The organism is Gimesia alba (assembly GCF_007744675.1).
Classification (GTDB): domain Bacteria; phylum Planctomycetota; class Planctomycetia; order Planctomycetales; family Planctomycetaceae; genus Gimesia; species Gimesia alba.
The window spans coordinates 3,020,529-3,033,695 of the sequence record NZ_CP036269.1; the positions used below are offsets into that span (position 1 = coordinate 3,020,529).

The following is a 13,167-nucleotide window of genomic DNA, read 5'->3' on the forward strand; positions in this document are numbered from 1 at the left end:
CTCACGATGGGAGTCGATGGTCGATCAGGAACGGCTTTGAATACGATTGACGATTTTTTTTATCAGCAGCGGAAAAGTGCCCAGGAGAATAAAGGCGATGATCAATTGCGGGGTTAATATCCCTTTGGCGCCCTGCTCTGATAACTCTTGTAATGTCGGGACACTCGTGCCGGCATAGACAAAAACAGCGGTTCCGGCAAGCATGCCGATCTGGCTGACCCACCAGAAGGTCCAGGCCCGGATGGTGGTCAGTCCCATTAAGACGTTGATCAGAAAAAAAGGAAATGCGGGCACAAGTCGCAAGATGAACAGATAAAACGCGCCCTCTTTTTCAAACTGCTGATTGATGACCGCGAAGCGTTCTCCATAGCGGGATTGAATCGCCGATCGAAACAGATACCGACTGGTTAAAAAAGCGAGAGTGGCACCTGCCGTCGAAGAAAAACTGACGAGCAGCAAGGCTTTCCAGAAACCAAAAAACCAGCCATAGGTTAAAGTCAGCGGTACGGCGCCCGGGAGCGACAGCCCCGTGATGCTGGTGTAGATCAGGAAGGCAATCAGGTAGATGGCCACCGGATGTTGACTTGCGAAATCTCTCCAGTTTGTTTCCTGAGTTGCTAGGTATTTGAGAGTCAGCACATCTCGGAAATTATAATAAGCCAGACTGATGATACCCGCCAGGAGTACGAAAACCGCCAATCGGATCCAGGTACCTGTTCGCGAGACGTGGCTTGCTTTGGCAGAAGTGTGTTCCGCGTTTTGTGATTCCGTTTGCTCAGGCAGTTCTGTCTCTGGGTCAGCGCTGGTCACTTAAGAAATCCTTTTCTCGAAGGGAGCAACAGTTTGAATGCGCTATTTTAAAGCGAGAGTCATTGGCAACCTAAAGTCTATCTTCTTTTCGAACCAGTTATGTGAAGCAGCTTACATGGGACTAAAGAATCGCCCGGATTTTTTCCAGAAATTCTTTGTTCGTTGGAAATTTCTTGAGTGTACTGCTGAGTTGTTCCATTGCTTCAACAGGGCTGAGCGAAATCAGACTTCTGCGGAGCATAGTGACACCTTCGAGAACTTCGGGATCCAGAATCTTTTCTTCACGACGGGTTCCGGAAAGCGTGATATCAATCGCAGGAAAGATGCGTCGGTCGGATAGTTCCCGACTGAGAACCATTTCCATATTACCGGTCCCTTTGAATTCCTGGAAAATGACTTCGTCCATGCGGCTGCCAGTGTCAATCAGTGCTGTTCCCAGTACGGTCAGGGAGCCCCCTTCATCAAAGCGACGCGCGGTTCCAAACATCTTTTTGGGAATATCCATCGCTTTGACATCCAGACCGCCACTCATGGTGCGTCCGGTGTTGCCAACCCATTTATTGAAGGCACGTGCGGTTCGCGTGATACTGTCCAAGAGGATGAAGGCATCTTCTCCCGCTTCGGCCAGACGTTTGCCACGTTCAAAAATGAGCTGGCTGGTGCGAACATGACTTTCGACGTCCCGGTCCATTGATGAGGAGATGACTTCGCCTTTGATTGAGCGTTCCATTTCCGTGACTTCTTCGGGGCGTTCATCGATCAACAACACCATCAGGCGAACTTCGGGATGGTTCTTACTGACTGCTTCCGCAATATCCTGTAAGAGCATGGTTTTTCCGGTTCGAGGAGGCGCGACAACAAGTGCTCTTTGCCCTTTCCCGATCGGAGTGAGCAGATCCATGATGCGCATTGTGATGGGCATGGGACCTGTTTCGAGTTTGATCTGTTCGAAGGGATTGATGGGAGTCAGTTCGTCGAAGGATTTAATTTCCATGTATTCTTCGACGGTACGACCATCAATGGTTTCAATGCTCTTGAGTCGTGGTCCCTGTCCTCTGGTTCCGGGGCCGACTTCTCCTCGAATTAAAATACCTTCGCGGAGATTGTGTTTTTCGATCAGGGAGCTGGAAACAAACGCGTCTGAGTCCTGTGCTTTGTAATTGGATTTGGGATCTCGAATAAAGCCGTATGCTTTGGGGTGAAGTTCCAAGACGCCTTCAATGGTTCCGGAGATATTTTCATTGGCTGCGGTTGAAGCCGAACGCGGCCGTCGGGCTTGTGTGCGTCCACCAGAACCAGAACGAGAACGGCCGCCTCCACCTCTGTTATTTGAGCGGCCTCGATTTCCGCCGCCACCCTGGCGTCCCTGGTTTTGTCCTTGTGCATTATTAGAGCCGTCAGATTTTCTTCTGCGACGTCTTCTGCGTCGATTGCCACCTGTTTTTTCAGATCGGTCGCCATCAGTTTGTTCTGAGTTATTTTCGCCTACGGATTCAGCAGGATTATCTGACATACTTACAGGTTCTCTTTCAGGTTCTGCTTCACTCTGAGATGAATGAGAGTTTTCGAATAGTTCGAGATTTTCTTCTGCTTTACGGTGGTATTCGTCTTGCAGCGCATCTGATTCGCTTTTTTCAAAAGTATCTTCTGTTGGGGGGGCCACTTTTTTTCGAGGTTTGGTTGTTCTTCGACGTGTGGGTTTGGGTTTGTCAGAAGTTTCAGAACTTTTTGCAGCCATACAGAAGCACCAGATGATTTAAAATAGTAACGAAAAAATTTGAGAAATAACTACGGCATGAACGAGTCACGAAGTGACCGACCAAATGATTCAAGCAGGGATCATTGTCAACACGGAGCCTGCAATGATGCTTGAATGCTGCTGGCATACATCTGAACGTGCCGATTCTTAATTCAGCGGAAATCTGGCAAACGCCTGCGAATACACGCAGGCAGCCTTAATCTCATGAAGAAAGATTTACACAGTGGAATAATGCGCCCGATCTTGGACTCGACCTTCGTGGCCTGCTTATTCCAGGGAATAGGACTATCGCTTTTGAAAAATTAAAGAGAGTGAGTCCTGGCATCGAGAACAATGCAAATCAAAAAGCTTGTTGACGAATGCCTCTTGTTGAGTGATCGCCTTGCCGAGATCCTTTCAGGCAAAAATTGTGTGGTCAAAAACTGATACTAGAAATTCAATCGTTTCGAGTGAGTTCCGTCAACCGATAAATGGTTGCTAATAAGGAACTTTTAAATGTTTTCGTGAGTACAAAGGCTTAATTTTTTGAATCCAATTCCGAACATTGGTTTGAGATAAAAAAGAAGCTAAGCCCAAAAACAAACTCACGTTATTTTCATTAAAATAAAAATTTTCAAGCAAGAAGTCTGCTGATAAACGAAGTTAAAAACCAGGAGCCGGCTTGGTTATTCGCAACTGGTTCAGATATTGGAATACCCTTCAGTGCACGCATGAAAGAGAAAAACTTTCAAGCAATAAGCGACCCCTGACGGAATTCAGGAGTAACGCGGTTGAGGAACTAACATCCCGCTGGAAACGACTCAACTTACTTTAAAGCCAACTTTGGTGACCCAGTGAAATTCAATGACTGGTCTCAGGAAAAACGATCTCAAAAAGCGGGAGAGATCCTCAATTGAAAAACGGCTTGCTAGAGATTGTTTAGTTTCTAGTGTTTATCAAAACCATCTCAGAGCGTCAATACTAATCGTATTACGAGCACGTTCTACTCACATAATAGCTTATCTCTGAACAAAGTCAATTGACTATCATAAAACTATCGGATGTTTTGTTCAGGGGGACGATTCTTTCTGAATCGAAATGGCGAGAATCATAAAAATGGGGCTGTTTTTCATTTATGGGCTTTATTTAATGGGATGAAAACTCCCTGAAATCTATGGTTCCAGATTAGACAGAGTGTTGGGAGGATAGGACCGTTGAATCATCTCTTTGATACGCTCGATCCGGTTTCCGGGATCGGGATGAGTGCTGAATAGTTCCGGCTGTCTACCTGCTCCTGCAGATCGTTTGAGGATCTTCATCACTCCGATCATGGCATAAGGGTCGTAGCCAGCCAGGACCATGATTTCGACTCCCCAACGATCGGATTCCAGTTCATCGTTTCTGCCATATTTCATATTCACCATCGAACCGATTATTTGCGCCATTTTCGCACTGCTGACATCTCCGCCCGCGACACCAGCCGCCCCGACTAACCCCTGGGTTAACTGTCGCTTTGCTATTTGTTGTGCCCCGTGCCGGGAAAGGACATGGCCGATTTCATGCCCCAGTACTCCCGCCAGTTGCCCTTCTGTTTCAAGTTGATCATAGAGTGCAGCGGTGATGAAAATCTGCCCCCCCGGTAAGGCAAACGCGTTGACGACCTGATCGTCATTGAGCAGATGAAAATCAAAACGATAAGGGTTCTGTCGGCCTTGTTTTCTTAAAGCGTTATTTAAACTTTCTAGCAAACGGTTCCCAACACGATCAACGTATGCCTGGGCTTGCTGGTCCGGATGTTCTCCATGATGCCGTTTGAGAATCGTAGGCATTGCCTTTAGCCCTAAGGCGATTTCCTGCTGTTCAGTCAGAGCGACCTGCTGAGTCTCGCCCGTGATTTCATTGACGTCGGCTTTCATCAGATAGGAAATGAACGAAAACAGCGCAATTCCAGCCGCGATGACCAGACGCATTTTGAAGGAGGAATTTCGTGATCCGTGAGTTGTCCGAATATAGCGCGGCATGATAAACAAATTCCGGGAAAACTAAATAGACCGTGATTTATCAGAAATCATAGCAACTTATTTCTGGAAGACACCTGGCATTTTTCAGGAATTGAAAACTCCGTTATTTCAATTTCGACTGAAGGTGCGTGGTTGTTCATTCAGGCTTTGAATAAACTTCCAGATCGCATGGAACTGCTGATGGGCATCTCCTTCCAGAATGGCAGAGATTTTTGTGGTTTTCCCATCGGTAGCCAGCTTGGGCATTTTGGTTGAGATATCAAATCTTGGCGGATCAAGCACGAACCGGTGATAGTAATCGTCGCGCAGTCGTTCTTTGATATGCACGAAATTGATTCCCAGGGCAATTTTAGTTTTGTCATCGCCTAAGGGAAGTTCGTCGCCGACGCCGTGGCATTGACGGCAATCGAGTGCATTTTTTCTGGTGAGCTGATTTCCCAGTGTAATCATCTGTGGCGAAACAGCGTCTTTTTCTTCAGAAACTTTTCGAACAGGGGTTGCCGCGATTCCATGTTCGGCGGCCATTCCTGATGCCAGGAAAGAGGCATGCGCCGGGAAGTGCGGCATTCTCGATTTGAGCCAGGGACGCGGCCTCCAGGAGACCTCTCCTGCGATAAATGATTTTGACCAGTTCGATTTCAATTTTTCGCCCGCCCAGGTCAAACTGGGGAGCGCATCGGGGAGCAATCCGGAATCCCCTTCTTCGACCATGATTATCCCGCGCGGGCTTTTTGCGGCATCTCGACTATGACAGGCGGCACAATTTAATTGACGCATCCAGCGTTCAGAAACCTCCGCAGGGCTGTGACGCGTCAGGGAATGAGAATGTGTTTTCAGAATGGCCTGGAGCGCCGTTCGCTGTTGATGGGAAAACGGATAATAAGGGCTTTGAGAGTTGGGATTCCGCTGCTCTGACAGGCAGCCCTTTGAAAGTGAGCTTACTAAAAGAGGAATACGCCTGGGGGAAACTGTCGCTGGTGATGTGTCTGACAGTGTACCGTGACAGTTAACACAACCCAGCGTTTCGTAATAGAGCTGGTGTCCCCGTCTGGCTGATCCGGCTGGCAGCAACATGGCGTTTTGGATCTTGCCCTTAGAACTGTCGATGAGATAAAGAGACAGCGCAAGGGCTTCCTGCTGCGTTAATTTGAAGTCGGGCATCCGACTCCACTGATTGTGCTGGTGTGGTGACCGTAGAAACCGGGTTAACTGTGAAGGGCTAAATTTGCGCTTGACGCGTGCTAAAGAGTGCCGCTGGTATTCGTCCTCTTCGGGAGAAACAAACTGATGATGACAGTTAATGCATCCCAGCAGTTCATACTTTTGTGCCCCGGATTCAATCAGGGAGTCGATGTCTGATGCAAGCGAGCTCTCAGGATTGACTGAATCTGAGAACGCTGGTTTTCGTGCTTGCGAAACGAACCAGGCGGTCAGATCAGCCGCCTGTTGTTTAGCCAGTTTGGAATTGGGGTCGCCGAGCAGAGCCGGCATGTTTGAGTGTTCGCGCAAACTGTGTGGATTCAATAACCAGTGAAACAGCCAGCGCTTGCTGACCCGGTTGCCAATATTCACGAGGTCCGGAGCGGATTGATTCAAATCCGGCATCGCAGTTGTCGGGAAGCGGTGCATTGTTCCCTGAGAGTCAGAAACGATAAATGGGGCGATTTCATTGGGTAGTGAGTGACAGGCAAGACACTTATTGTGCGCGATTAATTCCCGTCCCTGGCGGAGTTGCTGCATACTGACAAGCTGTGAATGATTGCTCATATGACTTAAGACGCTGGGAAGAACGGGTTCGGCGGCAAAGTTATCACCGCTCCAGAGCAAACGCAGTTTCGCATTTCCGTCTGCTTTGCTCTGGTAGGCTAATTGGATCTGATTGAAGCCCTTGTTTAAAGTGACGGCCATCGGAGCTTGTTTCGAGAAATCATCACTGTCAATATTCAAAATCGGTTGCTGATTGATTTTTACACGGGCGGTTCCGAATCCTTCCAGGCTGAACTGGTAACGTCCTGTCAGGGGTACGCGAAGATAGCTTTCTGCGGTTGCGGAAAAGGGGCCCGGCTTTAAAAACGGAGTTGGTGCCTCAGAATCAGATACGGACAGGGCGATCATTCTGCCGGCTCGGGCGTCGGTGGTGGGAGGATTCGACGGATTGTTTTGGCTGAATGTCCAGAGGACACCCGGCTTCAAATGCTGCTGTTGCGCGGTTGTGAGTAACTCTTTGGTCTGATGGCGGGCTAAGCTATCGGAGTCCATCTTTTGCGATGAGACCGAGTTGATTGTGTGGTAATAGGTCTGTTTGACCTCCATGCCTGTCTGGGAAGTCAGATGGTATGTGATGCCCATCTGCATGACCGGTTTGACACTGGCAAGTTCCAGGAATACGGTCCGCTGATCTGGCAACAACGTGGCAGACAGAACTTCTACTTCGTCGCGTCCCTCGGTCTGGGGGGACGAAACTTTGAATTCTGGCGAACCGTATTTTTCAGACCAGAGATAATTCCATTGTTCAATCGCGTAGTGATCGGGATTTTCTGCCGCGGTTCGTTCCAGTGGGTTGGTGAATGTAAGCGCGATTCCGTTCTGCATGGTTTTGACGGCAATGGGTAAGTCAATCGGTTTACCCGTATAACGGACGCGCTGCAGGCAGCCATCCTGGACCGCGTTGGTGACCCAGCCTTTCAGGCCGCTGACATAAAGCTGACCATCTGCGGGACTGAATCGTCCCCGCATGATTCCTGATTCAAATTCCAGCGGCAGTGTGAGTGTGCCGCCCTGTGATTGGCCGTGAAGGACTTCGCGCAGTGTGAGTAGAATCTTGCTCTGGCCGTAAGAAAGGTGTAAGAGCTGCCCTTTGAGCGGCCCCCAGTTTTCGCTGGTCGCCCAGACCTGTCCGCCGCTGGAATTGTCCTGCAGTCGAGGAATCCAACACAGCGGGGGATCGTAGCCCAGCGGACGGTTTGTAGTGATTTTGGGTCCGCCATAGCCGTAATATCCGCCCGGTTTGACTTCCGCAATGTTAGAAGCGGGAGTCCAGGTTCCCTCTTGAGGGGAGGCTGTGATAATATTTCCCGGGCCCATGCCCATGCCGTTTGGGTTACGGAAACCAGAGGCAATGGTGTTGAGTTTTTTCCCATCGCGAGTAATCTGCACGACCCCTTTTTGGGCGTGCATGAGATAGAAATTGCCAAAGGAATCGGTTTCGAGGCACGTCACGTAATCATGTCCGCCGACCGAAGTCGGGATCATGTTGTTGAAGCATTCATAGAAATCGGCTTCTCCATCCTGGTTTTGATCGTGTAGAATCGTGATCTGGTCTCGCCCCAGGACATAGATCTGATTGTCAACCACTTTGAGTCCCAATGGTTGAAACAGTCCTGTGGCAAACCGTTTCCATTTCAGTTGCTGCAGGTCATCGTCGACTCCGGAGACCAGCCAGACATCGCCGTGCACTGTGGAGACAGCCAGATCGCCGTTTTCGAGAAAGTCATGCCCACTGATAAAAAACAGAGCTTTAAACGGGTTTTGGTGGGGAATGGTGATGGTATCAACGACATACGCCGAGGAATCTTTTCCCAGTGTCCCTTTTGTGGTGAGCGTTTCTTTCCAATGCGGCGGGCCGGGAATCAGCAGCGGTTGTAGAGATTTGGTAAACGCAGGCTGATCGGGAGCGACCGGCTTTGTATCTTTTGCAGGACCGGTTTGATAATAAATCGTAAATACACGGGTGACGTTTCGAGGGGGGATGACAAAGGCCGCTGTTGGCTTTTTTTTATTGCTGTGGTCGATGGTCGTGCGAATCGCATCCCAGCCGGTGGTGCCGATGAAAAAAGACTTGTTTTTATCGGTTGCAGTAAACACATGGGGATGGTCAGTCAATGGTTGCACCTGCTTCGCATCGGCAATATGCAATTTCAGCGCCTGATCACCCGGGCCGATTTCAAACGTACGCGTGAAATAAGCATGGTCCTTAGATTTGAGGAACCAGGGAAATTCATACACGGTCGTCTCACCGATGCGATATTCCAGAGTGACGCGATTTTGCTGCACGTGCGATCCGAGGAACTGGCAGGGCTGTCTTTGATCCCAGCCGGGGCCTTCCTGTGTTGAAAAAAGCATGTTTCCGATGGGAGAAGGCGCTTTGATCAGACCGAAGCGTTCGGGGGAGGGTTTCAGGAAGCCGTCCGTCCAGAAGCCGCGTACTTTGCAGTGCTGTGTGTCGTAGCAGATTGTGCCTTCTTCATGCTCGCCGACGCGAATCGAGAGCCCTTTTTTTACCGGCCCGGTGGGAAGCGGTACCGTGCAGGCGAGCCACTTGCCGATATCGGTTTGTTGCCAGCGATTATCGTCGGTGGCGCTGACCGGCTGAGAAAAACCGACCGACTCCTTACCCCAATGATCTTTTTTTTTAGTATCGGCGGCGGGTTTCTGAGAGACAGGGGTTTTGGTCACAACGGGAACCGGTTTGCCGGAGACCTGGTTCTGTGTCTGGTTCGTTTTTGTCAATTCATCAAAGGGAAAGAGTTGCAGGGACTGGCCATCGGTTTTCATGGGGTCTGTCGGCACGATGGTAAAGTCGCGCGGACCCTTGGAAAGACGCACGTCGTCAATCAGCCCGTCGGAGCCGATCCGATTCTCGACTAAGCCTCCAATGCGGATCGTTCCCGAAAGGGCGCCGGTTGATTTTCTTGAGGGAAGTGCGGAATCGAGTTCCTGTTTTCCATCGACAAACAGACGCAGGCGATTCGGTTCCAGGATCATGCCGACATAATGCCATTTCTGATCGCAAATATCGATTTTGGTTTTATATTCGCCCCCCTGCCCTGGCAGATAAACGCTGAAGTAACCGCTGCGCGCATAAGAATACATTTCCCAGTGCGCGGGTGACGATTTTTCTTCCGATGCCAGAAACACATTAAAGCTGTTTTTTTGATTCAGCTTGACCCAGCAGTCGGCACTGAGCGGGAGCGGCTGTGATTCCGGTTTGGATGCGATCAAGACAGTGCCTGCATTCGTATTCAGTGCCTGGCCCCATCTTCCGGGGACAAGAATGGCCGTTTGTTTTTTGCTGCCGGGCGCGGGTTGAGGGCGTTCAAATTCGTGAATGGGACGCTGGGCCGCCCAGGCGGTGGCGCGGCGTAAGATTTCGCAGGCTTCAAACGTGTCGTACGTTTTTTCGCTGTGCCCCAGTAAAGTCTGAAAGATTCGCCCTTTCCCGTAGTGATACGTCCAGGCCAGCGGCTCATTTTTTTGGGTCACTTTCGAGTTTGCAGAAATCAAAGGTTCCACGGGCTCTGTCCCGTCCTGACGAAAATAGAGTTCATCGGTGACGGGAAACGTTTTCAGGTTGTGAGTCAATGGATGTGTGTCATCGGTGACCTGGACTTCAAAATTTCCGAAAGCATCGTGGCCACTTTTGGCGTCCCCTTTGCCGTGATGGTTCCAGACGCGGCGCACAATTTTACGATATTCGGGCCAGTCGGACTCCCCCGCTTTGGGAAGTGAAAAATGAAATGCCCCATTGGCGAAGTGAATCAGAACCAGACCACCGCCGTTCTGGAGATAATTCATAAAGGCGGTACGGGACGCTTGACTCAAAGGGGTGCCGTCGTGCCAGTTGGTATAGTTCTGCACGATGACCTGATAATCACTGAGTGTTTTTTTCGAGAGATCTTCAATTTCATTCGACACGTCGACTTTGATACGCGGATCTTTTTCCAGCAGCTCTTTGATGACCGGCGTTGTTTTTTTCCAGTTGTGCCAGGCATGAGCTTCGTTGCCGGCGAACATTAATACTCGGATGGGGCGGTCGTCCACTAGCGCCGGCGCAGTGCCTTTGATGCCGGCGAGTGCTGCCGTGATTTCCGCGTGAGTGTAATAGCGGGCCTGCACGCCGATTTCAGGAACCTCAACATTTGCGGTCCAGGCGATGGCGTTCAAGATGAATTTTCGAAAGGCGTCATTTTGCCAGTTATCGTAATAGTGTCCGCAGGTGGTGCCGAACCCACGGCCTCCATTCTGGCGTTCCTTAGCCCAGGCGACAACATTGCCGTTCTCTTTCCGTCCCTTCAATTCCGTGACTTCAAATAGCGGCGTCAGTTTCGGATCGTCGTCTTGAAAACGGAGATTGAAATAAAACTCTTCGCGTAGCTCGAAATCCTTGATACCGCGACAAGTGGGATGTTCCGGATGGATGAGATGCACGGGGGCTTTGACCGTTTTAATGGCCGAGTACCAGCGCCGCAGTCCATTTTCTTCCCAGTCGAAATAACCGCCGGACCAGTCCTGGATCTGTTGTGCATATTTGTCGGGAGCGAACGTGGAAAAGTGAAATGTAAGAAAGCCGCAGCCACGATCGATCTGACGTTGGACCTGTTTTAAATGTTCTGCATTGCCAAAGTGCGGCGCTTCGGCAAACTTGTTTCCGTCCCGTCCGTCCGAAATGACCATGATGGTATCGGCGTCATTCAGTGTGCTGGGATCTTCCGGCCAGCCATCCAGATGATATTCGACGCGGACCTGATCTTTCACGTTCGAATTATCCAGCATGACTTTCAGCAGCTTGACGGACCAGGGGTAGTCATGAATTCCATTGCCTGTGGGACCATGACTCTTGGGGCCGGCAATCAAAACAATTTTACGCTGTGCCGACGCGGTCTTCTTCTGGGGAGACTCATCCGCCTGTAGTGGGATGACGCTCAAAAAAGACAGGCAGAGCATTGTGCAAATGGATGAAATCGTTTTCACAATCAGGTTTCCTCTGGAGCACTCGAGTATTTGGGGGAAAGGAAATGCTGGCATGGGTCATTTACTTATGATTGGGGAAAGACTGTTCGGATCAAGACTTCAATATTAGCGATAACGAGAACAAAAAACTGCTCAGCAATCGGCTTTTTTTGAATTCCTCTGAAAGTGGTTTCAGAATCAGGGATCAGAGTTTGTTTGATCGTTCCATGATACAATCGGCGGGATAGGAATTGCGAGAAGTCTTTTGATCGTTCATGATAGGAACTCTGAATACCAATATTAACTGATTCTGAGTTCATTCTTTCCCGGGATTTCTAATGAAGATCAAATGCGCTTGCTGGCTGGCTTTGTTTCTATTCGCACCCTTGCTGGAATTGCAATCGGCAGAGAACAAGCAGACTGCCAAACCGAATATTCTGGTGATTCTCTGTGACGATCTGGGTTACGGAGATCTGGCCTGCTATGGGCATCCGCAGATCAAGACGCCGCATCTGGATCAGTTGGCGTCAGAGGGAATGCGGCTGACTGACTGTTACGCGAGTGCGCCCGTTTGTTCTCCTTCCCGTGCCGGTTTGTTGACCGGGAGAACTCCCAATCGCCTGGGCGTTTACGACTGGATTCCGGAAGGGCATCCGATGCATTTGAAACGGGATGAAGTCACGATGGCGCAACTGCTGAAGAAAGGGGGATACGACACGGCGCATGTCGGGAAATGGCACTGTAACGGGATGTTCAATTCGAAAGAGCAGCCACAGCCGGGAGATCATGGCTTCCAGCACTGGTTCAGTACACAGAACAATGCCCTGCCCACGCATGAGAATCCCAATAACTTTGTGCGTAATGGAAAACCGCTGGGCGAGATCGAAGGGTTCTCCTGCCAGATTGTTGCCGATGAAGGCATTCGCTGGCTCAAGGAATGGCGCGATCAGGAAAAACCGTTTTTCCTGCATGTCTGTTTTCATGAACCGCATGAGCGCGTCGCTTCGCCGCCGGAGTTGGTGAAACAGTATCTCGACAAAAGTCGGTATGAGGATCAAGCCCAGTACTTCGCGAATGTCGCCAATATGGATGCTGCTGTCGGGAAATTAATGAAAACGCTGGATGACTTGAAGATGGCGGACAATACATTGGTGTTCTTCACTTCTGACAACGGTCCCGAGACGTTGAATCGTTATGGGAAAGGTTCGCGGCGTTCGTGGGGATCGCCGGGAGTGCTGCGCGGGATGAAGCTCCATATTTATGAAGGGGGGATTCGAGTTCCGGGAATCATTCGTTGGCCGGGACGGATTGCGGCGGGACAGGAAAATGAGACACCAGTCTGCAGTGTAGATCTGCTGCCCACATTTTGTGAACTGGCGAATGTGGCGGTTCCTCAAAATCGTGCTCTGGACGGGACCAGTCTCGTGCCTCTGTTTGCCGGGATGGATTTGCAGCGAACAACTCCCCTGTTTTGGAACTATTATCGTGCGAACAGCACGCCGCGAGTTGCCATGCGTGAAGGAGACTGGAAAGTTGTCGCACACTGGAGCGGTCCGGAAGGGATTATTCCGTTGGGAAATAATGTGAACTCGATTTCGCAGGAGTATATTAAAAATGCCCGGCTGACGAAATTCGAGCTGTATGATTTGAAGCATGATATCAGCGAACAGCATAATCTGGCCTGGCAGGAGCAGGAACGCTTAAACGGTCTGAAAAAGAAGCTGATTCAAAAATACACGGCGGTCCAGAAAGAAGGACCGGTCTGGGATACCAAATCTTACGAGCAGACGCGAGAAAAGCGATTGTTTGGAAAACAGGCGAAATAATTTGATCACGGGAGTCGCTTTTCTGAAGGGCGCATCCTTCTGT

Annotated in this window: 5 protein-coding genes; 1 reads left to right on the forward strand and 4 read right to left on the reverse strand. The window is 50.0% G+C overall.

What is annotated here, in order from left to right; translation table 11 throughout:
- Window positions 1-24 precede the first annotated feature (24 nt).
- The 4 genes from Pan241w_RS11345 to Pan241w_RS11360 form a co-directional block, all read right to left on the reverse strand.
- Entirely contained in the window at window positions 25-810 is a 786-nt protein-coding gene (locus Pan241w_RS11345; RefSeq protein ID WP_145215287.1) for a TVP38/TMEM64 family protein, read from the reverse strand.
- A gap of 121 nt (window positions 811-931) precedes the next feature.
- Window positions 932-2,548: a transcription termination factor Rho gene (gene rho, locus Pan241w_RS11350; protein WP_145215289.1), complete on the reverse strand. Its 1,617-nt coding sequence runs from the start codon at window positions 2,546-2,548 to the stop codon at window positions 932-934.
- A gap of 1,172 nt (window positions 2,549-3,720) precedes the next feature.
- Window positions 3,721-4,569, reverse strand: coding sequence for a M48 family metalloprotease (locus Pan241w_RS11355; RefSeq protein WP_145215292.1), 849 nt, complete (start codon window positions 4,567-4,569; stop codon window positions 3,721-3,723).
- 108 nt (window positions 4,570-4,677) lie between these two features.
- Window positions 4,678-11,319 (reverse strand): ThuA domain-containing protein, encoded by a 6,642-nt coding sequence (locus Pan241w_RS11360; RefSeq protein ID WP_198000473.1) that lies wholly within the window; start codon window positions 11,317-11,319, stop codon window positions 4,678-4,680.
- Between the two features lie 317 nt (window positions 11,320-11,636).
- Between Pan241w_RS11360 and Pan241w_RS11365 the strand changes: the two genes are divergently transcribed.
- Window positions 11,637-13,124, forward strand: coding sequence for a sulfatase (locus tag Pan241w_RS11365; protein WP_145215298.1), 1,488 nt, complete (start codon window positions 11,637-11,639; stop codon window positions 13,122-13,124).
- The last annotated feature ends 43 nt before the right edge of the window (window positions 13,125-13,167 follow it).